Origin of the sequence: Pseudoxanthomonas mexicana (assembly GCF_010093385.1) — a bacterium.
Classification (GTDB): domain Bacteria; phylum Pseudomonadota; class Gammaproteobacteria; order Xanthomonadales; family Xanthomonadaceae; genus Pseudoxanthomonas_A; species Pseudoxanthomonas_A mexicana.
Genome location: NZ_PDWV01000014.1, coordinates 20,778 through 43,357 on the forward strand (window position 1 = coordinate 20,778; position 22,580 = coordinate 43,357).

The 22,580-nt window shown below is 62.9% G+C and carries 15 protein-coding genes; 7 read left to right on the forward strand and 8 right to left on the reverse strand.

Annotated features, from left to right (window positions below):
• Positions 1 to 19 precede the first annotated feature (19 nt).
• The 3 genes from CSC76_RS07125 to CSC76_RS07135 are packed head-to-tail and all read left to right on the forward strand — an operon-like array spanning position 20 to position 5,972.
• Positions 20 to 1,324 (forward strand): TolC family protein, encoded by a 1,305-nt coding sequence (locus tag CSC76_RS07125; RefSeq protein ID WP_202923498.1) that lies wholly within the window; start codon positions 20 to 22, stop codon positions 1,322 to 1,324.
• Positions 1,321 to 2,835 (forward strand): efflux RND transporter periplasmic adaptor subunit, encoded by a 1,515-nt coding sequence (locus CSC76_RS19250; protein ID WP_162109356.1) that lies wholly within the window; start codon positions 1,321 to 1,323, stop codon positions 2,833 to 2,835. The genes CSC76_RS07125 and CSC76_RS19250 overlap by 4 nt, the downstream gene beginning before the upstream one ends.
• On the forward strand, positions 2,832 to 5,972 hold the full coding sequence (locus tag CSC76_RS07135) for an efflux RND transporter permease subunit (protein ID WP_162109357.1): 3,141 nt from the start codon (positions 2,832 to 2,834) through the stop codon (positions 5,970 to 5,972). Before CSC76_RS19250 ends, CSC76_RS07135 begins: the two co-directional genes overlap by 4 nt.
• 104 nt (positions 5,973 to 6,076) lie before the next feature.
• Here CSC76_RS07135 and CSC76_RS07140 read toward each other — a convergent pair whose 3' ends face one another.
• The 8 genes from CSC76_RS07140 to CSC76_RS07175 form a co-directional block, all read right to left on the reverse strand.
• On the reverse strand, positions 6,077 to 6,907 hold the full coding sequence (locus CSC76_RS07140) for a DUF4198 domain-containing protein (RefSeq protein ID WP_046932602.1): 831 nt from the start codon (positions 6,905 to 6,907) through the stop codon (positions 6,077 to 6,079).
• Positions 6,908 to 6,933: 26 nt separating this feature from the next.
• On the reverse strand, positions 6,934 to 9,969 hold the full coding sequence (locus CSC76_RS07145; protein ID WP_080952948.1) for a TonB-dependent receptor: 3,036 nt from the start codon (positions 9,967 to 9,969) through the stop codon (positions 6,934 to 6,936).
• Positions 9,970 to 10,067: 98 nt separating this feature from the next.
• A complete protein-coding gene (locus CSC76_RS07150; RefSeq protein ID WP_052756063.1) occupies positions 10,068 to 11,009 on the reverse strand; it encodes a FecR family protein in 942 nt (313 codons plus the stop codon).
• Entirely contained in the window at positions 11,006 to 11,602 is a 597-nt protein-coding gene (locus CSC76_RS07155; protein ID WP_200909222.1) for an RNA polymerase sigma factor, read from the reverse strand. The genes CSC76_RS07150 and CSC76_RS07155 overlap by 4 nt, the downstream gene beginning before the upstream one ends.
• Positions 11,603 to 11,688: 86 nt before the next feature.
• Complete coding sequence (locus CSC76_RS07160) at positions 11,689 to 13,515, reverse strand: PepSY domain-containing protein (protein WP_046937801.1); 1,827 nt, start codon at positions 13,513 to 13,515, stop codon at positions 11,689 to 11,691.
• On the reverse strand, positions 13,512 to 14,201 hold the full coding sequence (locus CSC76_RS07165) for a PepSY domain-containing protein (protein ID WP_046932627.1): 690 nt from the start codon (positions 14,199 to 14,201) through the stop codon (positions 13,512 to 13,514). Before CSC76_RS07165 ends, CSC76_RS07160 begins: the two co-directional genes overlap by 4 nt.
• 68 nt (positions 14,202 to 14,269) lie before the next feature.
• On the reverse strand, positions 14,270 to 16,990 hold the full coding sequence (locus CSC76_RS07170; protein ID WP_162109358.1) for a TonB-dependent receptor: 2,721 nt from the start codon (positions 16,988 to 16,990) through the stop codon (positions 14,270 to 14,272).
• Positions 16,991 to 17,107: 117 nt separating this feature from the next.
• On the reverse strand, positions 17,108 to 17,500 hold the full coding sequence (locus tag CSC76_RS07175) for a CopL family metal-binding regulatory protein (protein ID WP_046934787.1): 393 nt from the start codon (positions 17,498 to 17,500) through the stop codon (positions 17,108 to 17,110).
• Between the two features lie 157 nt (positions 17,501 to 17,657).
• Between CSC76_RS07175 and hutC the strand changes: the two genes are divergently transcribed.
• Genes hutC through hutG form a run of 4 tightly spaced genes read left to right on the forward strand, consistent with a single transcriptional unit; the run spans position 17,658 to position 22,579 of the window.
• Positions 17,658 to 18,383 carry a histidine utilization transcriptional repressor HutC gene (gene hutC, locus CSC76_RS07180; protein ID WP_046934788.1) on the forward strand — a complete coding sequence of 242 codons (726 nt, stop codon included), beginning with the start codon at positions 17,658 to 17,660 and terminating at the stop codon, positions 18,381 to 18,383.
• A 7-nt stretch (positions 18,384 to 18,390) separates the two neighbouring features.
• Entirely contained in the window at positions 18,391 to 20,082 is a 1,692-nt protein-coding gene (gene hutU, locus CSC76_RS07185) for a urocanate hydratase (protein ID WP_162109359.1), read from the forward strand.
• The gene (gene hutH / locus CSC76_RS07190) at positions 20,079 to 21,617 is read left to right on the forward strand and encodes a histidine ammonia-lyase (protein ID WP_202923499.1); all 1,539 of its coding nucleotides are present in this window, start codon (positions 20,079 to 20,081) and stop codon (positions 21,615 to 21,617) included. The genes hutU and hutH overlap by 4 nt, the downstream gene beginning before the upstream one ends.
• Positions 21,614 to 22,579 carry a formimidoylglutamase gene (gene hutG / locus CSC76_RS07195; protein WP_046934806.1) on the forward strand — a complete coding sequence of 322 codons (966 nt, stop codon included), beginning with the start codon at positions 21,614 to 21,616 and terminating at the stop codon, positions 22,577 to 22,579. Before hutH ends, hutG begins: the two co-directional genes overlap by 4 nt.
• The last annotated feature ends 1 nt before the right edge of the window (position 22,580 follow it).

The window sequence follows — 22,580 nt, forward strand, 5'->3', positions numbered from 1 at the left end:
TCGTTTGTCCGGAGGTCTTATGGAGATGTCTTTCTTCTTGCGTGCAAGGCGCAGGATGGCGTGTGGGTTCGTGTTTGCCCTGGCGCTCAGTGGTCCTGTGGTGGCGGCATCGCCCGCTATCCCGATCAGCTACACAGAAGCCCTAAAACAGGCGCTTGCTAACGCCCCAACCCTGCAGGTGCGCCGATCCCAGATCGATGCCAGTACCGAAGAAGCCGCGCGTGCTGGCGCGCTGCCCGACCCACGCTTGATCGTGGGGCTGGCGAACTGGCCCGTCAGCGGACCCGATGCCTTCAGCTTGCGGGCCGATGAGATGACCACCCAGCAAGTCGGTTTGATGCAGGAGTTTCCTGCGCGTGCGAAACGACGTGCCGAGCACGCGCTGGCGCAAGCGACGCTGGCGCAAGCGCGCTCACTGTCGATGGCCGAACAGCAGATGGTGGCCCAAGCGGCCGCGCTGGCCTGGATCGAGCTGTGGAGTACGCAGCAAGCCGTAGATGCGTTGGAAGGATTGCGCGAGCCGGCACGCATAGCCGAGCGTGCGGCGCGTGCTCGCTTGGCAGGTGGCACGGCCGGGGCCAGTGACGTGCTTGCCGCCCAGGCCGCCCTACTGCAGTTGGACAATCGCCTGGAGCAGGTACATGCGGAGCACGCCGCCGCGCAGGCCGGCCTGGCGCGGTGGTTGGGTATTGCACCAGAGGCGATCTTGGCCAGTGGTGCGGCACCGGATTTTTCGCAGTTGCCATTGGAGCCCACCCAACTGCTGGTCAAACTGGACCAGCACACGCCACTACTGGGCTGGGAGGCACGCCAGAGCTTAGCCCAGGCCCAGGTGGATGCGGCCGTGGCCGAAACCCGCCCGGATTGGAGTGTGGAGCTCACCTACGGACGTCGCGAGCGCGCACCCGACGGCATGGCGCGCAGCGACATGCTCATGGTGGAAGTGGGTGTGGGCCTGCCGCTGTTCCAGAAGAACCGCCAAGCACGAGGCATCGCGGCACGGCGGGCCGAGCTGGAGGCGGTGTCCGCAGAGCGCGATGAGGCCCGGCGCATCCAAGCCGAGTCGGTGCAACGCGCGATAGCGCGATGGCGCGGGTTAACCGGCCAGTTGGAGCGTCAGAACACGCAGAGCCTGCCTTTGGCGCGCGATCGCGCACGCACGGCGTTGGCCGCCTACGGCGCCGGTGCCGACCTGCAGCCGTGGCTGGAAGCGCGGCGCGATGAGATCGAATTGCAACTGGAGAACGCCCGTCTGCTGGGCGAACAGGGCCGTGCCTGGGCGGCACTGGCCTATCTGCTGCCCCATGAGGAGAACACGCCATGAGCCCGACCAAAACGCGTCTCACACAGCTCGCCGTGGCCCTCGGGTTGCTGGCGATCGGCTTTGCCGGCGGCTACGCCTGGATGACTCGAACCTCTGATACCACCCCGCCCACCGGCACGAGCGGCGCAGATCAAGCACGCAAGGTGCTGTACTGGTACGACCCCATGGCGCCGGAGCAGCGATTCGACAAGCCGGGCAAATCTCCGTTCATGGATATGGAGTTGCTGCCCAAATACGCAGATGAGGCCATGGGGGGCGGAACGCAGATCGATCCGCGCCTGCAGCAGAACGTGGGCATACGCACTCAGGAAGTGACGGTAGAGTCACTAGGGACTGCCGTACGCGTGCCGGGCACACTGACGTGGGATCTGACCCAGGAAACCGTGGTCAGTGCGCGCATGGAAGGCTTGATCACCCAGGTGCAGGTAAAGGCGCCGTTTACCGAGGTTCGTCGTGGTCAAGCGCTGGCCACCGTGCAGGCCCCGGCATGGAACGCTGCCATCGCCGAAGCACATGCCCTGAGCCAAGCTCAGTCCGCGGGCGCGCGTGAGCTACAGGGTGCGGCGCAACAACGGTTGCGTTCGTTGGGTGTTCCCTCTGGCGCCTCGGCCAGAAGTGGCGTCGTGCTTGGCGCAGACCACAGTGGTGTCGTGACCGAGATCCTGGCACGCGAAGGGCAGACGGTGATGCCCGGTACGCCACTGTTCAAGATCAATGGGCTGGACACGCTGTGGCTGGAGGCCTCGGTGCCCCAAGCAGCGCTGGGCACCTTGCGGCCAGGGACCTCAGTGCGGGCCACGGTCAGTGCCTGGCCGGCAGAGCGCTTTGTCGGACAGATCCAGGCGTTGCTTCCCCAGGTCGACATGGCTAGTCGTACGCAGCGGGCGCGAATTGTGCTGCGCAACCCGCAGCGTCGGCTGGTGCCGGGCATGTTCGCCGAGGTTCTGGTGCAGCCCGATGCCGAGCAGGCCCTGCCAGTCGTTCCCACGGAGGCGCTGATCGCCACCGGGCGGGACAGCCGGGTCATCGTGCAGGATCCGGACGGGAGCTTCCGGCCGGTGCGGGTGAGTGTCGGACGTAGCGTGCAAGGGCGCACGCAGATCGTGGCAGGCTTGGCCGGTGGTGAACGCGTGGTCGTCTCGGGTCAGTTCCTGCTCGACTCTGAAGCCAGTCTCTCCGGTGCGTTGGAGCGCCTGGGCGCTGCACAACCGACAAGCCCTGCCAGCGCATCAGGTGTGCACGAGCGCCATGACGCCGGGCACGACCCTCGCACTGTCGTGCCGTCACCGTCCAGACAGCCTGCGCCTGTCGCGCCAGGGACCTCCACCTCTACGCCGCCGCGCTGCCCGGTGCAGTACTGGTATGACCCGATGGTGCCGGAGAAGCATTTCGACAAGCCGGGCAAGTCACCGTTCATGGATATGCAGTTGGTACCCAAGTTCGGCCCCGCCGCAGCCGCTGATTGCCAGGCAAGCGACGTCATGTCCGAAGCGATGGAGAGCACACCATGATCGCGCGCCTGATCCATGCTTGCATCGCCAATCGCGTGCTGGTGCTGGTTGCCGCCGCGCTGCTGGCGGTGGTCGGTATCTGGTCGGTAAAGAACACGCCGCTGGATGCGCTGCCGGACCTGTCCGATACCCAGGTCATCATCCGCACGCAATGGGCGGGGCAAACCCCGCGCATCATCGAAGACCAAGTGACCTACCCGTTGGCCACCACGATGTTGTCCGTCCCGGGCGTGAAGGCGGTGCGCGGCTTCTCCTTCTTCGGTGATTCGTTCGTCTACATCCTGTTTGACGATGCCACTGATCTTTACTGGGCGCGCTCTCGAGTGCTCGAGTACTTGAGTCAGGTACGCGATCGACTTCCGCCGAATGTGAATCCGGCGCTGGGTCCTGATGCGACAGGACTGGGCTGGATCTACCAGTACGCCTTGGTGGATCGGACCGGTCAACGTGATGTGGGGCAGCTGCGTGCGTTGCAGGACTGGTTTCTTCGTTATGAGCTAAAAACCGTGCCGGACGTGGCTGAAGTAGCCAGTGTGGGCGGTGCGGTGCGCGCTTGGCAGATCCAGCCCGATCCGCAGGCGTTGGCGGCCCGTGGACTGACGGTGGCCGAGCTCATCGAGGCGGTGGATGCGGCCAACGGCGCTACCGGGGGCTCGGTGATCGAACAAGGCGAAGCCGAACTGATGGTGCGTAGCGAAGGCTACCTGCGCACACAGGAGGCGTTCGAACAGGTGCCAGTAACCGGCAACGACGGTATCCCCGTCTTGCTCGGTGAGGTTGCCACGATTAGTCGGGGGCCGGTCTTCCGTCGTGGTATCGCAGAGTTGGATGGTCAAGGTGAGGTGGCCGGCGGCGTGATCGTCCTGCGGACCGGCAAGGATGCCTTGGGGGCCATTCGGAACGTCAAAGCGCGACTGCAGGCGTTGCAATCCAGCTTGCCCGAGGGCGTGGAAGTGGTGCCGGTGTACGACCGCTCCGAGCTGATCCAGGATGCGGTACGCAACCTCACCCACAAGCTTGGCGAAGAGTTCCTGGTCGTAGCGCTGGTATGCCTGCTGTTCCTGTGGCACCTACGCTCGGCGTTGGTGGCCGTCATCACCCTGCCCTTGGGTATCCTGGCGGCCTTCATCGTGATGCACGCCCAGGGGATCTCCGCCAACTTGCTGTCATTAGGCGGCATCGCCATCGCCATTGGTGCGATGGTCGATGCAGCGGTGGTGATGATCGAAAATGCACACAAGCATCTGGAGCACTGGCGGGAGGCGCACGGCCGGGAACCTCAGGGTGAGGAGCGCTGGCAGTTGATGGCCCGCTCGGCGGCCGAGGTCGGACCGGCCCTGTTCGCCAGCTTGCTGGTCATCACCCTGTCTTTCGTGCCGGTTTTTGCCCTGCAGGCGCAGGAAGGGCGATTGTTCTCGCCTCTGGCCTACACCAAGACCTACGCGATGGCCGCCGCAGCAGGGTTGTCGGTGACCTTGATCCCCGTCTTGATGGGCTACCTGATCCGCGGCCGCATCCGCCCGGAACAGCAGAACCCCATCAATCGCATCCTGATCGCTGGCTATCGGCCCATCCTGCTGTGGGTCCTCAAACATCCCGCTGTCACCTTGCTGCTCAGCGGCCTGCTGCTAGTGCTCACCTTGATCCCCTTTAGCCGGTTGGGCAGTGAGTTCATGCCGCCCTTGGAAGAAGGCAGCCTGTTGTACATGCCCACGGCCCTGCCCGGCCTGTCCGCCGACAAGGCCCGTCAGTTGCTCCAGCTCTCGGGCCGGATGATCAAGACCGTACCGGAGGTTGAGCACGTGTTCGGCAAGGCGGGCCGTGCCGAAAGTGCGACCGATCCGGCCCCGATCGAAATGTTTGAGACCACCGTGACCTTCAAGCCGCGGGATCAATGGCGCCCGGGCATGACCCCTCAGAAGCTGCGCCAGGAGTTGGACGCAGCGGTCAAGATTCCCGGTCTGACCAACCTATGGGTCCCGCCCATTCGCAATCGCATCGATATGTTGGCCACCGGCATCAAGAGCCCGATTGGGATCAAGGTCTCCGGACCGGATGTGGAGCAGATCGAGCGCCTGAGCCAGCAGATCGAGCAGGTGGCCAAGACCGTGCCCGGCGTGAGTTCGGCACTGGCCGAACGCGTCACGGGTGGGCGCTATGTCGATGTACAGGTGCGTCCGGAAATCGCTGCACGTTATGGATTCACTCAAGGCCAACTCCAGCAACTGATTGCCACGGTCGTTGGCGGCGATCCAATCGGGGAAACGATCGAGGGGCGCGAACGCTATCCCATCGTCTTGCGCTACCCCCGTGACCAGCGTGACTCGTTGCAGGCCTTGCAGGATCTGCCGCTGATCGCGCCAGGCGGTGTGCAACTGACCTTGAGCCAGGTGGCGGAGCTGTCAATCAGCCCAGGCCCGCCGATGCTCAAGAGCGATAACGGCCGGTTGGTGGGCTACATCTACGTGGATGTGGCCGATCGCGACTTGGGATCGGTGGTCCAGGACCTGCAAGCCGCGGTACAGACCCAGGTGAGTTTGCCTGCCGGCTATGGTCTGGCGTGGTCGGGGCAGTACGAGTATCTGCAACGGGCATTGGCACGCCTGCAATGGGTGGTGCCCGCGGCGTTGGCGATCATCTTCCTGGTCATCTGGATGGTGTTTCGCCGGCTTAGCGATGTATCCATCATCCTGCTCAGCTTGCCCTTGGCGTTGGTGGGCGGTTTCTGGTTGATCTGGGGGCTGGGCCATGCGATTTCGGTGGCCAGCATGATCGGATTCATCGCCCTGGGCGGCGTTGCCGCTGAGTTCGGCGTCATCATGCTGCTGTACCTGCGCCATGCCTGGGAGCAGCGCTTGGCCAGCGGTGCGCCGGAAGATGTGTCGACTCTGCAAGAAGCTATCTACGAAGGTGCCGTGCAGCGCGTACGCCCCAAGGCGATGACGGTGGCCGTCATCCTGGCCGGCTTGTTTCCGCTGTTCATCGGTGCCGGTGCCGGTTCGGAGGTCATGCAACGTATCGCCGCGCCGATGCTGGGTGGCATGCTCACCGCACCGGTGCTCTCCATGGTGGTGATTCCCGCAGCGTTCTATCTGGTGCGGCGACGTGGACTGCGCGCGGCGCGGGGCGACCAATGAGAGACAGACTGAGCACTTGAGGTGCGTCCCCACAAAAAGACGCCAGTCATGGAAGAAGTCATGACTGGCGTCAAAGGGGAGAGTACCGCCTACGTGCTTACTTATCAGTGCCCGGCGTGCGGGGAAATATCAAAGCTCAGCGACGCCCGATCCGACACAAAATCCAAGCTCTTTTGTGTAGAGGGCACCATGTGATTGGTGTGGATGTACCAGGTCTTGGCGGAGGTCACCTTGAAACTGGCTTGGCCTTGGGCATCGGTACGCAGCAGCGTGGCGCTACCGTGCCCGCCCTTGACCGGTGCGTCAGCGCGATGGCCGACGTACACGCGCAGGTTGGGCACTGGCGTGCCCTGCTGCAGTACCTGGAACGACAGCTGTTCGCCGACCTTCACGCTTCCAGGATTGCGGGCCAGGCGGATCTCCAACGGATAGCCCAGCGAGGCGGCGAAGTCGTCAGTCAGTTTCGTGCCTACTTGTCCAATGGCGCGGGCATGCTTGGTATAGCTGTAGGTGACCCCGTTGGGGAACTTGCTCGCATCATAGGTGGCCAAGGTATCGGGCAAGTCTTCCAACTCCAGGTACTTGCCGAACTCGCTGGCCGTACGGGTGCTGGTGGAAGCCATCGTCGAGACCCCTAGCAGATAGGTGCCCTCGCCCGCCGGATGCACGGTGAGCTGGCTTTGCTTGCCGACCTCTTTCCAACTGGCCAAGTCCGGGGCCGCCTTGGCGCCACCCTGGCTCAGCGAAACGTTCTGTAGACGCGCCCGGGTGACTGCGCCAGCACTTTCATCGAAGGTGCCGTTGTTGACCAGGGCGGTGTTCGCCTCGCCCGCTGCGGTGCCGGGCTTGGAGAAAGCGACAAACAGGTCGTGCGCGCCGGCGCTACCGGCCACCGCGAATAGCAGTAGTGCGGCAGATAGTTGCGTGTTTCTCATGATGTGTAGCTCCTTGGGATCGTGACTTACCAGTGGTAACCAAAGCGGACATTCCAGCGACGACCCAGCAAGTCGTACGTCATGGTGTCGGTGTTGGCGTTGGGGTTGTTCTGCACGAACGGCGCCTTTTTATCGAACACGTTCTCAACGCCGGCCGAGATGTCCCATTTCTTCTTGATGCCGTAGCTCAGTTGCAGGTTGTGGTACACCACGCTGGACACATGCGAGCCGATCGTGCCGGGCACGGCGATGATGTCGTCCGCACTGCCGATGTACTGCGCCGAATAGACGCCAGTCCAACGGTTCTTGCCCATGCGCAGTGAGCCCAAGCCACGCCACTGGGTGTAGCTACCCAAGCCGCTGGTGATCTTGCCGGCGTACTCAATGGTGGTGGCACCGGCGAAGGGAGTGACGTCGTAGCGCTCAAGATACGAGGCATCCAGACTCGCGCTTGCCTGCCAGCCGGCCACATCGAATTGATACAGCACACCGATATCCACGCCTTCGGATTCCTCGCTGGCCGCATTGACCTGCTGGGACGAGAGGTAGTTGACCTCACCGGTGACCGGATCACGAGTGAAGTTGGCCGGTGAGCAGAACGGATGGGCCAAGTTCGGCGTGGTGTAGCACGCACGCAGCTTGACCGAGCCTTCAATGCTACGGATCGCATTCTCGATGCGGATACGGTAGTAATCGGCCGTGAGCGTCAGCCCCGGCGCAAAGCCTGGGGTCCACACAAAGCCTGCCGTGAAGGTCCGCGCATCTTCAGGCTTGAGGTCGGGATTGCCGCCGGTCGTGGTGAGGATGGTGTTGCCCAACTGACGAAAGTTGGTGGGCACCCCGGCGGCCTGGCAGTTGGCCCGAATCACCGAGTCCGCGGGCAAGGTGCTCCAGTTGCTGCACGGATCCAGGGTGGTCAGGCTGCCTTGGCCGATGCCGCCAAACAACTCCGGGATGCTGGGGATACGAAAAGCCGTCGCGTAGTTGAGACGAATCTTCAGCGGTTCGGCCACCTGCCAATCCAGCCCCACCTTGTAGTTGGTGTCGCTGCCGAACAGGTCGTAGTCGGAATAGCGGCCGGCCAGGTTCAGGGTCGCGTAGTCCACCAACGGGACGTCCTGCAGCAGCGGGACGGCAAACTCGACAAAGGCTTCCTTGGCCGAGTACTCACCTTCGATCGGATCCTGACGCACGATGTTGGCGCTGCCGTTGACTACCAGCGGATCTGGGTACAGCCATCCCCGTTCCTTGCGAAACTCAACGCCCGAAGCGAAGGCGACGCTACCGGCGGGCAAATCGAACAGGGCGCCGGAAATGGTGCCGCTAAAGCCCTGCTGGCTGTTGCCACCGGAGCCGCGCTGGGTAAACAGGATGTAATCCAGCACTTCGGGCGTCAGGTTGCCGTAGCCCAAGTAGTTGCCGCACGGAATAGCCGCCCCTGGTGTGTTGCTGCACAGGCTGGTGTTGAGAGTGTTCTCTACCCGATCCAGGTTGGCGATATTGGTCGAGCTGTCCGTAGCAGAGTTGCGGCCCCAGTTCATCGCGACATTCCACGCCCAGTTATCGCCCCACTGCCCCTCCAAACCAAGCACGGTGCGAAACGTATCGACCTCCTGCTCGGTGATGCGCGCCCCGGCTTCTTCCAGACGCCGACGTTCCAGGGTCAGGTTCTGGCCGGTGGGATTGGTGGGATTAGTGGCGGCGATCCGGATGGTGCGATACACCCCCAGGGTATTGGGTGAGGCACGCTGATTGGACTGGCGATTGGTCGCCATCAGTTCCGTGAACAGACGGGTGTTCTCGGTCAGGTCGAACTGACCAAAGCCACTCAAGCCCACTCGCTTGATCGGGCTGACCGCATTGAGCAACAAGTTGTAGTTGTAATTGTGCTTGGCCGGATCATAGAGCTCGTAGGAGCGTGGATCCCCGTTGGGGTCCTGGTTGAAGTTGACCACGCGACCATCGGCCAGTCGGGCTCGCCCACCGATGGTGGACGAGTTGCCCACGCACTGCAGGGTGCCGGCCACCACACCCAACGGACACGGTGCCCGCGACGCCATGGTGATCGTGCCGCTTTCGGCATAGGTCAGGGCGCCAGACATTGAGCTGCGCTCGCCGGTGGTACCGAAGGCCAGGTTGAAGGAGCCGATCTCGCCATCGCCCTGGAAAGTCTGACCATAGCGGGTGGATAGCTCCACGCCATCCATTTCCTTGCGCGTGATGATGTTCACCACGCCGGCCACGGCATCGGCGCCGTAGATCGCCGATGCGCCGTCCTTCAGGATCTCGATGCGATCAACCAGGGCCAAGGGCACCACGTTCAGATCCACCGAATTGTTGGCGCCGGTACCACCGTTGACCACGCGTCGGCCGTTGAGCAGTACCAAGGTGCGGTTGACGCCCAAGCCACGCAGGTTGATCTGGGTGGTGCCGTTACCGTTACCCGTCCAGAAGTTGTTGGATTGCGAGCCGGCTGCACCGGCCGATGCAGGCAAGCGCTGCAGCAGCGTCTCGACCGAGACGGCACCGGAGCTTTGGATGGTCTCGGCATCAATGACCGTGGTGGGGCCCACACCGGACATCTGGGCGCGTTTGATGTGACTGCCGGTCACCTGGACCGCATCAAAGGTGGTGGGTGAAGCGGCCGACGGCGTTGAGGCGTCGGCGCCGCCGGAGAGGGAGGCGCTGTAGGCATCGGGACCGGCTTGCCCTACACCGGAGGTCGGTGCGTTGCGCGTAGGCGTCGGCGTGTTGGCACCTTCTCGCACGATCGCCAGCGCGCCGCTTTGATCGCGCTTGACCGTCAGTCCGGTTCCGGCGAGCAGGCGGTTCAGCGCTGCATCTTGGGACATGTCCCCACGCGCGCCTGCGGTGCGTCGATCACGAACGTCTTCGCTCAAGTAGACCAGGCGAACGCCCGATTGCCGGGCATAGGCTTCCAGCGCGACTTTCAGATCCCCTTCGGGAATATCAAAACTGCTCGTTTGTGCAGCGGCGGAGGCCGCGATGACCAGACCACACATGACAGCCAACGCTGTCCTCGCCACTTTCGTACGTGCCATGCATTTTCCCCAGGTCGGCGCGAATCGGCCTGATATCTGTGACGAGAGGACGGCACGCTTCCGGTATGAAATATTTCAGATTGATGTCTGCTGGCGTCTCAGTGCGGTTGGGACACGCGAATCTGATCACCCTGCGTCTCCACGCGCAGGTTGAAGCCGGTGGCCAACAGACGTGCGAAGGCATCCACACCTGTGGCATCGAAACTGCCGCCCACACGCATGTGGGCCGTTTCCGGATCCATCAGTACCAACTGCTTATCGTTGTAGCGATTGAACTGGGCCGCCACATCCGCCAACGTGGTTTGATCGAACTCCAGGGTGCCATGGCGCCAGCTCAAGGACCGGCGCACCTTGTCCTGAGCGTTGACTGCCACCAGCGTGCCCGCCGGCTTGCTATACAGCAGCCCCCCGCCCTGCACGATCACCGGCGGCCGTCCCGGTTTGGCCACCAGCGGCTCAACGCGCACCTTGCCTTCCAGCACGGCCACTTCCAGGCGTTCGCGTTCCTGCCTGACCGAGAACTTTGTTCCCAGTACCACGACACGATGCTCGCCGGCGTGGATGACGAACGGGTGCGCCGGATCGGGCTTCACATCAAAAAATGCCTCGCCCTTGTCCAGCCACACGTGGCGCAGCGAGGGGTCCACCTGCGCCCGCAGCTGCGTGTGCGTGTTGAGCTCCAGGCGGGAACCGTCCGACAGGGCGATCACCTCCCGGCCGCCAACCTCGGTGCTGTAGCGCGTGCCAGGGCCCCACCCCGTGAGGGTGAACAGCACCGCCAGCATGGCAACGCTCGCGGCAATGGCCCAGCGCATCGGCGCTCGCCAACGGTGTATGCGTGGCGGCTGCACGGCGCGTACCGCCGCCAACCGGTCTGCGCGCGTCCACACCGACTTCAAACGAAGCCAGGCCACACGATGGGCGGTGTCCTGTTCCAGCCAGGCTTGCAGCTGGATCTGGTCCTGTGCAGTCCATTGTGGGGACTCGGCACGGTTGATCCATTGCGCCGCGACCTGTTCGATGTCCTTGTGTGGGCTCATGGCTGCGAACGTTCCTTGTTGAAGCGCCGTGACGGACGCTGGATCTTGCCGGTACCGCCGAGCATGAAGTCGGCCAAGGCCCGCATACCCAACAGGGTCTGACGCTCCACCGTATCTTCGGCGATCCCCAATCGTCCAGCCACTTCGCGCTGGGATAGACCGTAGATCTTGCGAAGCTCCACGATCTGTCGACATTTGTGGGGCAGTTTCTGCAAGCCTTGCTGCAAGCGGCGCAGTTCATCACGGGCGCCTAAGTGTCGCTCCGGCGTGACCTCATCGCTTTGCATGACCGCCTGCTCCACATCGGCCATCGCTTCGATGGAGACAATACGAGAGCGGCGAATGCGATCGATGAGCAAGTTGCGTACGGTGGTCATGACAAAGGGCTTGGTCTGCGCGGGCAAGCCCCGTCGCGCGGCTTCGTAGATGCGTGCGTAAGCCTCCTGCCGAAGATCAGGAATCTCGCTGTCCTCATGTCCATGCCGGCGCAGGAAGGCATGTATCAAGCCTTCCAGGGGCAGGACATGGGATATGAACCACTCATCCAGCGCCGTGGTCACCGGGGTACTCGCTGATTCATCAGGCAGGCTCAAGCACGTCCATTCACTGGGACGAGCGCGGTCAGGAAATCCGGTACGCCGCAAGACCCGCCGGCCTGCTCGGCCGGCGGGCGTTGGGATCAGATCTTGAAATCGTCGTACGCCACCTGGCTGTCGGGTACACCCAGCCGGGTCAGCAGCTCGCGTGTGGCCTTAAGCATGGCCGGCGGTCCGCACAGGTAGAACTCGCAATCGGCCAAGGCCTGGTGGGCCTTGAGCAGGCGGTCATGCGCTACCTCATGCACCAGGCCCCGCAATAGCGCGTCGTCGTTCTGCGCTTCATCCGACAGCACCAAGTGCCAGCTGAAGTTCTCGTGCTGCTGGGCCAGGCGCTCCATCTCCTCGATGTAGGGCGCTTCCTTGAGACTGCGCGCGCCATACCAGAAGTGGATCCGCTCACCGCCCTGCCCCGCCAACAGCGTCCGAATCATCGCGCGCAGCGGGGCCATGCCAGCGCCGCCGCCGATGAACACTTTCTCCCGTCCGTGAGGCTTGAGCGCAAAGTCGCCGAAGGGGCCGCTGAAGCAGACCCGATCCCCGGGCGAGAGCGTGTACAGGTAGGTTGAGCCCCTGCCAGGAGGATGGCGTTTCTTGTCCGATCGTCCAGGACTGAAGCGGGCCAGCAAGGTCAGTCGCCCCTGTGCCTGATCGACAGGCAAGGCGAGCGAATACGCCCGACGGACCGGTTCGCGGTTGACCAACTTCTCGGGCAGGTCCACGCCCGCCCACTCCTGATGGTGGTGCTCGGGCCGCACGAGCTTGTTCACCGGTACCTCGTAGTTGGGCACATGCACCTGCAAGTAAGCGCCAGGTTGATATTCCGGACCGGGGGCCTCGTCGGGCTTGAGCACGATCTCGCGCAGGAACGGCGTCACTGCCGTGACCTGCTCCACGGTGGCGCCATACTCGGTCCACAGGCTGGCCCCGCCAGCCACCTCGACATCGGTGTCTTCCGTCACGGCCAGATTGCAGGCCAGGCGATAGCCCATCTTGACCTTGCTGGCGCCCAGGTGGGCGCGATCGGCCGCGGTGGCTTTGGGTGCCGCGCCGCGGAAGCGCACCTCGCACAGGCCACAGCTCTGCCCTCCTCCGCAGTTGGACGGCAGTTGCACGCCTTCGCGCGCCAGCGAGACGTAGACGTTGTCGCCTGCCGACGCCCGGACGGTACGCAGCCGTGTCCCATCCGGACCGAATACCGACAACTCGCGGGCCGGACGCCAGCGGCGCGGCACGAACTCGCTCCAATGGAAGCTGGCAAACAGCAGCCAGATACCGGTCAGGGCCAACCACAGACCGCCGATCGCGGCGGTGACCACCAACGGGTTGTTGAAGTTCTTGCGCCCGGTGTAGTCCATGATGTGCAACATCCAGAACACATCGAACAGGCGCCAGGTCTTGTTGCGGTGGTAAAGCACCTCGCCCGTCTGGGCAGACAGGTACACCGTGGTGTCCTGGCCATCGTCGGTATCCACGCGCCACAGTCGGCCTTCGTGATCGCGTACCTCACCACTCCACTCCAACAGGCGCGGTGCTTTCAACGTGCCAGGGCCGGTATAGGAGGCTTGCGCCAGGCGTGTGGCCCAGGCCGCGTCCAAGGCAATGGGTTGGCCGGACACGGCGTTGGCCAAGGTAATGCCCTGGGCATCGGCCAACTGATAGACCGGGGTATCCAGCAACCAGCCCGAACTGACGCGACTGATCTTCTTGTTTCCACCCAGGAAACTGGCCGGCGAGCGGGCATTGGCAGGCCACTCATGGGCCGCATGCTCGTGAGCCTGGAACTCATGGCCCTGCACCTGGTCATGGTCCAGCCAGCTCATCATCACGCCACTGGCCATCCAAAGCAGCAACTGCAGGCCGATGATCAAGCCGACCCATTTGTGCAGCGTTCTCATCCAGGGCGTCATGCTGCGGCCCTCCTGCGAAAGCTGTAGAACAGCAACCAGGCACCGCTGAGCACGAACACCAAGCCAACCGCCGAGGCCACGCGCAACAAGGTGTTGTTGACGTCCGAACGGGCCTCGTAGTCCATGATGTGGAACATCCACAGGAAATCAAACCAGCGCCACAGGCTGTGCCGCCGCGCCAGTAACTCGCCGCTGTAGGGCGAGAAATACAGGGTAGTTTCACCGGCATCGGCGTAGTGCACCGCCCACATGGGAACCGGGCGGGTGGCCACTTCTTGCGGCGCCTGGGTAACCCACTCGACCCGAGCTACGGGTGCCTGGCCCTGATAGACGTCTTTTGCCAAGGCGATCGCCATCTGCTGATCACCTGGGGAGAGCACCTCCCCCGTCGTAGCGTCCAGCAGGTACACCAGATCGCGGGCGTGAATCTCGTAGACATCCCGCTCAAGCAGTCGCTTGAGCTTGACCTGCGTCATGCCCGGATAGCGCCGCTGCAGTTCCTCACCGGACAAGTGAGTGGGTGCCACCAGCGGCTGCTGATGGGCATGGGCCAAGTGATCGCCATGGATGATGTCCAGGGAGATGACCGTCATGTACACGCCACTGATCATCCACAGCAGCGCTTGCACGCCAATGATCAGGCCAATCCATTTGTGGGCCTTGCGTGCCCAGAAAGCCGATTTCATAGTGATCTCGTTCGACAAGAGGACAACGCCTGCTCCCGTCACCAGGACGGGAGCAGGCCAAGCAGGTCTTACCAGTGGTATCCCACGCGGGCATACCAACGACGACCCAGCAGGTCATACGTCATCGTGTCGGTATTGGCGTCGGTGTAGCTCTGGATAAGCGGGGCTTTCTTGTCGTACAGGTTGTCGATGCCGAAGGACACATCGAAGGTCTTGTTCGGTGCGTACTTGAGCTGGACATTGTGGTAGGTCACGCTGGGTGCGTGATCGCCAATGTCGCCGGGGCTGGCATTGATGTCATCGGCCTTGCCGATGTACTGCAAGCTGTAAGAACCGGACCAGGCTTCGCGTTCCATCGTCAGCGAGGTCAAGGCGCGCCAGTGAGTAAAGCTGCCACGGCCACCGGTGATCTTGCCGGCGTACTCGATCACATCCGCGCCCGGGAACGGCCGCACGTCGTACTGGTCCAGATAGGACACATCCACGCTCAAGGTCGAATCGAACCCAGCAACCGCGAACTCGTACAGACCACCCAGGTCGATGCCCCGTACCCGTTCGTTGGCCGCATTGACCGGCTGGGACGACAGGAAGTCCACTTCACCGGTGATCGGATTGCGGGTGAAGTTGTCATTGCCGCAGAACGGATGCGCCAAGCCCGGGGTGTTGTAGCAGATCGACAGCTTGGTTGAGCCATCGATACGCTGGATCGCGTTGTCGATCTTGATGTTGAAGTAGTCCACCGTCAGCGTCAGTCCCGGCAAGAAGCTCGGCGTCCAGACCGCACCCACGGTCAGGGACTTGGCATCTTCCGGCTCCAGGTCAGGATTGCCGCCGGAGGTGGTCAGGATCGTGTTGCCCGGCTGTACGTAACCTGCCGGCACGCCGTACGCCTGACAGTTCTGACGCACTACCGAATCAGCCGGCAAGCTGCTCCAGCCGCTACAGGGATCGGTCGTGGTCAGGTTGCCCTCGGCTACGCCACCAAACAATTCGGGGATGTTGGGGATACGGAAAGCCGTGGCGTAGTTGGCGCGCACCTTCAAGGACGGCACGATCTGCCAATCCAGGCCCACCTTGTAATTCACGTCTTCGCCGAACAGGTCATAGTCGGAATAGCGCACGGCGGCATTGAGCGTCAGGCTCTCGGCGATCACGCTGTCCTGAAGCAGCGGCACGGCAAACTCGGCGAAGGCTTCCTTGGCCGTGTACTCACCGGCGATCGGATCCTGTTGGTTCGTGTTGGCAATGCCCAGTACCGTCAGCGGATCGGGATCGCGCCAACCACGCTCCTTGCGAACCTCGATGCCAGAGGCAAAGCCCACCCAACCGGCCGGCATCTCGAATAGCTGGCCGCTGATGTTGGCGGTGAAGCTCTTCTGGTCGTTGCCGCCGTTGTCGCGCGTCCTGAACAGGATGTAGTTGAGCACCTCGGGGGTCAGGTCGCCGTAGCCGAGATAGTCACCGCAGGGGATCGCCGCGCCGGGCGTGTTGCTGCACAGCGCGGTGTTGAGCGTGTCATCCACCCGGTCCAGGTTCGCCACATTGGTCGAGCCATCCACACCAGTGTTGCGGCCCCAATTCAGCGCGGCCGACCAGTCCCAGTTCATGCCCAACTGGCCTTCAATGCCCGCGACCACGCGGAAGGTATTGGTTTCCTGGAAGAACTCGCGTGGGCCGGCCTCTTCCAGACGGCGGCGCTGCAGCAGCAGGTCTTGGCCGGTCGGGTTGGTCGGGTGGCCGGCCGCAATATTGATCGGTCGATAGACACCCAGGCTGCCGGGCGTGGCCAACTGGTCGGACTGGCGGTTGGTGAACATCAACTCGGTGAACACGCGCGTGGTTTCATTCACAGTGCTGTCGCCGAACAGGCTGAAGCTCAAACGCTTGATCGGATTGACGGCATTGAGATAGGGATTGCCGTTGTAGTTATGCTTGGCCGCCGAATACGGTTCATAGAAGTCCCCGTCACCATTGGGATCCTGGTTGAAGTTCACGCGCGAGCCGTCGGCTAGCAATGCGCGCCCACCGATGGTGGCCGAGCTGCCCACACATTCGAGTTGCCCGTCGACCTCACCCAAGCCGCACGGTGCGCGTGAGGCCATGTTGACCGCGCCGGTCTCCGAGTAGTTGATGCCGGCCATCAACGAACCGCGGTCTGACGTAATACCCCAGGCGAAATCGAACGACTTTTCTTCGCCATCACTTTCGAAGGTCTGTCCGTACCGCACCGCCGCCTCGGCACCGTCGTAGTTCTTCTTGGTGATGATGTTCACCACACCCGCCACGGCATCGGCACCGTAGATGGCTGAGGCACCGTCCTTGAGGACCTCGATCCGCTCGATCAGCGCTACGGGGATGATGTTCAGGTCCACCGAGCTGTTGGCACCGGTGCCGCCATTGACCACACGACGACCATTGAGCAGAACCAGCGTGCGGTTAATGCCCAAGCCGCGCAGATTGACCTGGGTAGTGCCGTAGCCGTTCTCGGCCCAGTAGGCATTGGACTGGCTGCCGGCAAAACCGGCCGAGGCCGGCAGGCGCTGCAGCAGCGTCTCCACTGAAGTGGCGCCGGAGCGCTCGATGGCTTCGGCATCCACGACGCTGACCGGGCCGACGCCGGAAATCTGGAGCCGCTTGATGTGACTGCCGGTGACCTGGACGGTGTCCAGCGTCTTGGCCGACTCGCTCGTGGCGCCCTGTTCAGCCTGCTGAGCCAGAGCCACCGTGGAAAAACCGGCGCACAGAAGGGCACCGACGGATACCGCCAAAGGATTGCGCTTGAAGTACATGGGTTCTCTCTCCCCCGAAGGGCAATGCATGCGTATGACCCTGGTGCCCCAGACGTGGGGGCCTATGCGACATCAGGGCGTGCGTAGACGTCGCCAATCAATGGCGACCAAGCAGCATTAGCCGATGGGAGGTCGGAACAGCCGGGATACCTGTCGTCGCAGCGGCGGCAACTCAGGCGTAGGTAGGTAGGTGCTCGTCAGGGCGTGCTGGGCGGCAAAGATGACCGGCACACGCCCGGCGAAGAAGGTGAGCACACAGCTGCAGTCGCAGGAGGTGGTGCTGCAGTCGCACTGATGATCGTTCTGATCACCCTGCCCGGCTCGCTTGCCACCGGGAAGAATTTTGTTGCAATCGTTACTAATCTTGGCGCGTTCATTGACACGCGCGCCGCCATGCACCGAGTGGGTGCCATTCACCGCACCTGGGGGAGGAATATGCCGCACGGCCATCCGCGTGGTGGCCTGCGCGCTCAGGATCCCATCCGCGCAGAGCACGAGGATCAGGAACATACGCAGTAGCACGCGAAGCGAAGGCATGAGCGTGTGGCGAACCCGCAGGTTGTCTATACCACAGCAATAGCACGAGGAAATTCTTAGTGTCAACTGCTTGTGCAGTACAGCATCGAAAGTGGTTGGACTGGTTGTATAGACATGTAATGCTTGGGCCATGGACGAACCCAAGCCGCACTACCAGAAGCTCAAGCACTTCATCCTGCGTCACATCACCAACGGCGACTGGCCCGCGCGCAGTCGCGTCCCCAGCGAGAACGAACTGACGGCCAAGTTCGGCTTGTCTCGCATGACAGTGAATCGAGCGCTGCGCGAGTTGACCGATGCCGGCGTACTAACCCGGGTGCAAGGTGTCGGCACGTTCGTCGCCGGCCCCAAGGCCGAATCGGCGATGTTCGAGGTGCGCAATATTCGCGACGAGATTCAGTCACGCGGCCAGACACACTCGGTCCAAGTGCTGATCTGCGAGACGGTCGAGGCGCGCTCCAGTGTGACGACCAACTTCGGCCTGACGCCGGGCACGGAGCTGTTCCACAGTCGCCTGCTCCACCACAGCGATGACAAGCCGGTGCAGTTGGAGGATCGCTTTGTGCAACCCAGCGTGGCGCCGGATTACCTGGACATCGATTTCCACACCGAGATTCCGCATCAGTACTTGATGCGCGTTGCGCCGCTGGAGCGCGCCGAACATGTGATTGAAGCCGAGACGGCCAGCAAGCGTCTGGCTGCGCAACTGAAGATCAACGAAGGCGATCCGTTGCTGGTGCTGACCCGACGTACGTGGTCGCGCGGACAGGTGGCCAGCTTTGTGCGGTTGATTCACCCGGCATCTCGTTACCGCTTTGTGGGCACCTTCCAGGTTGGCGCCCCCCTGACCCCTTGAGGATTTGATGGATACCTTGGAACGCTCCGCTTCCCCTGCGCGCACCGTTCGCGCTCCGATCGGCACCCAGCTGCACTGCAAGAGCTGGCTGACTGAAGCGGCCTACCGCATGATCCAGAACAATCTGGACCCCGATGTTGCCGAGCGCCCGGAAGACCTGGTGGTCTACGGCGGCATCGGTCGTGCTGCGCGCGACTGGAGAAGCTTTGACCGTATCTTGGAAACGTTGCGATCGCTTGAGGATGATGAATCCTTGTTGGTGCAATCGGGAAAACCGGTAGGCGTGTTCCGCACGCATAAGGATGCACCGCGCGTACTGATCGCCAACTCCAACCTGGTGCCCCACTGGGCGACTTGGGAGCATTTCAACGAGCTCGATAAGAAGGGCTTGATGATGTACGGGCAGATGACCGCCGGCAGCTGGATCTACATCGGTAGCCAGGGCATCGTGCAGGGAACCTACGAGACGTTCGTTGAGCTGGGTCGCCAGCACTACGGTGGCAACTGGCAGAACAAGTGGATCCTCACCGCAGGCTTGGGCGGTATGGGCGGCGCGCAAGCATTGGCCGCAACGCTAGCCGGCGCCAGCAGCATCGTGATCGAGTGTCAGGAGTCGCGAATCGATTTTCGCATTCGCACACGCTATGTCGATCACAAGGCCACCTCCATCGAGCAGGCCCTGCAGATCATTGAAAGCAGTCCAGTCCCCGTGTCGGTGGGATTGCTGGGCAATGCGGCCGAATTACTCCCGCAGTTCGTCGCTCTTGCACGCAATGGCGGCGCCCGCCCCCATGCGGTGACCGATCAGACCTCGGCGCATGACCTGATCAACGGGTATCTGCCGTCGGGATGGACGGTGTCGCAGTGGGAGCAGGCCCGGGCGGGCAGCGACGGCCAACGCCGTGAATTGGCGCAGGCCGCGGCCGCCTCGTGCGCCACGCACGTACGCGCCATGCTTGATTTCCACGCGCTGGGCGTGCCGACGATCGACTACGGCAACAACATCCGGCAAGTGGCCCTGGATCAAGGCGTGGACAAGGCCTTCGCCTTCCCTGGCTTCGTGCCCGCCTGTATCCGTCCGCTCTTCTGCCGGGGCATGGGGCCTTTCCGATGGGTGGCCCTCAGCGGCGACCCGGAAGATATCTACAAGACCGATGCCAAGGTCAAAGAGCTGTTTCCGGATAACACGCATCTTCACCAGTGGCTGGATCAGGCGCGGGAGCGCATCGCGTTCCAAGGCCTGCCTGCCCGCATTTGCTGGCTGGGTCTGGGCGAGCGACACAAAGCGGCTTTGGCATTCAATGAAATGGTGCGTAACGGCGAATTGAAGGCGCCCATCGTGATTGGGCGTGATCATCTGGATTGTGGCTCGGTCGCCAGCCCCAACCGCGAAACCGAAGGCATGCGTGATGGTTCCGATGCGGTATCGGATTGGCCGCTGCTCAATGCCCTGCTGGCCACCAGTGGCGGCGCCACGTGGGTAAGCCTGCATCACGGAGGCGGCGTGGGCATGGGGTTTTCGCAGCATTCGGGTGTAGTCATCGTCTGCGATGGCACTGAACAAGCCGACCGGCGGCTAGCGCGCGTGCTATGGAACGATCCGGCCACCGGGGTCATGCGCCATGCTGATGCCGGCTACGAGCAAGCATTGGCGTGCGCGCGTGAGCATGAGTTGATCTTGCCGGCCATCCTGGAGTGAGCATCATGCTGAACTTGACGCCTGGCCAAGTGACCTTGGCGCAGCTGCGGCAGATCGCCGAAGGTGCCGCCCCCATCGCACTGGACCCCGCCTGTTGGGATCAGGTGCGCGCCTCTTCCCAAGCCGTCCAGGCCATCGTGGTGGCCGGTGAGCCTGCCTATGGCATCAACACCGGCTTTGGCAAGCTGGCCAAGGTCCACATAGCGCGCGAGCAATTGGAGCAACTGCAGACCAACCTGGTGCGCTCCCATGCCGTTGGCATGGGCCCGCTGCTCGATGACGCCTGCGTACGACTGATCTTCGCCACCAAGATCGCGTCTCTGGCCCGAGGCTACTCGGGCGTACGCGAGCAGACGCTGGCTACGCTAGTGGCGATCTACAACGCACAGATCTGGCCCTGCATTCCTGCCCAAGGCTCAGTAGGCGCCTCCGGCGATCTGGCACCGTTGGCGCACCTGACGTTGGCAGCCATGGGCGAAGGCCACGTGCGGGTTGACGGACAGGTGCTGCCCGCCAGCCAGGCGCTGGAACACGCGGGCATCACCCCGATCCGGCTGGCGGCCAAGGAGGGGCTGGCCCTGCTCAACGGCACGCAGGTATCCACCGGCATTGCATTGATGGCGCTGTTCGCGGCAGAGCAGATCTACTCAGCTGCCGTGTTGAGCGGCGCGATGAGCGTCGATGCCGCCTGCGGCTCTGACTCGCCCTTCGATCCGCGCATCCATGCCGTGCGTGGCCAGCCGGGCCAGATTGTCGTGGCGAAGCACTCCCTTCGCCTGCTGGCCGGTAGCGCGATCCGTGAGTCGCATCGTCAGAACGACACGCGTGTGCAGGATCCTTACAGTCTCAGGTGCCAGCCTCAGGTGATGGGGGCCATACGCGACGTGATGCAACATGTGGCACAAGTGTTGTGGACAGAGGCCAACGCGGTCTCTGATAACCCACTGGTCTTCACCGATACCAGCGAAGTGATCTCGGGTGGCAACTTCCACGCCGAGCCCGTGGCCTTTGCTGCGGATCAACTGACCATGGCAGTGTCGGAGATCGGTGCCTTAGCCGAGCGCCGGATTGCCTTGTTGATCGATTCGACTTTGTCAGGTCTGCCCGCATTCCTGGTGGCCAACCCGGGCGTCAATTCAGGTTTCATGATCGCCCACGTGACCGCCGCTGCACTGGCCAGCGAAAACAAAACCCTCTCCCATCCCGCCAGCGTGGATTCTTTGCCGACCTCGGCCAACCAGGAGGACCATGTCAGCATGGCGACCTTCGCCGCGCGCAAGTCTCGCGAGGTGGCCGATAACGTGCGTCGCATCGTGGCCATCGAAATGCTTGCCGCCTGCCAAGGCATCGAGTTCCGACGGCCGCTGCAGTCTTCGCAGGCTTTGGAAGCGGTGCACGCGCAGGTACGCGCCCTGGTACCCCGCTACGACGAGGACCGCTATCTGGCCCCCGAGATGCAGGCCATCGAGGCCTTCATCCAACGAGGGGGGCTGCAACCGTTCCTGGAGTGGCCATTGCAGGAGACGGGCAGGTGAATCCTGCATGGGCGGGGCGCGTGGATCTGCCGTTGTCGGCCGATACCCAGCGCTGGCATCAGGTGGTGGCGTCGGACCCGGATCTTGGCGCTCCTGGCATTGCCCTGCTGGGCTTTGCCAGCGATGAAGGCATTCGTCGCAATGCCGGACGGCCAGGTGCTGCACAAGGGCCCGATGCACTTCGCAGGACGTTGGCCAACCTGCCCGTGCTACAACCCTGCCCTCTTTACGACGCAGGCAATATCGTCTGCGAGGATCGTGCCCTGGAGCTGGCACAGGCCCACTACTCCCAGCGCGCCCAACAACTCTTGGATAGCGGGCATTGGGTCGTCGGCTTAGGCGGAGGTCACGAAATTGGCTATGCCAGCTATGCGGCCCTGTGCGGCCACCTCGGACCATCACCATCGCGAATCGGCATTTTCAACTTCGATGCTCATTTCGATTTACGCGAGCAGGGGTGTGCGAGTTCCGGCACGCCCTTCCTTCAAGCATTGGAGCACGCCCACAGGAGTGCCACGCCGCTCCAGTACCACTGCATTGGCGTCAGTCGCTCCAGCAATACACCGCGCTTGTTCGCTACGGCCGAACGTGAGGGCGCCCACTACATCACCGATGACGCCCTAAACGCGTGGAATTGGCACGCACAAGCGGAAGTGGTGAATCGCTGGTGTGATGCGGTGGACGTAATCTACCTGACCCTGTGCCTGGATGTATTGCCGCAAGCCACTGCTCCGGGTGTGAGCGCGCCTAATCCAAGAGGCGTGAGCCTAGAGGTCGTGGAAGCATTGATGGACTTGATCCTGGCTTCAGGAAAGGTGCGGTTGATGGATGTGGCTGAGCTGTGTCCGCCCTTGGACTTAGATCAAGCTACTGCGCGCATAGCCGCTCGCCTAATCCACCGCGCCTGTAGCGCGGTACGACCGGCGCTCAACAGGAGCGGGCAGCTGAACTCTATGGCTTGAG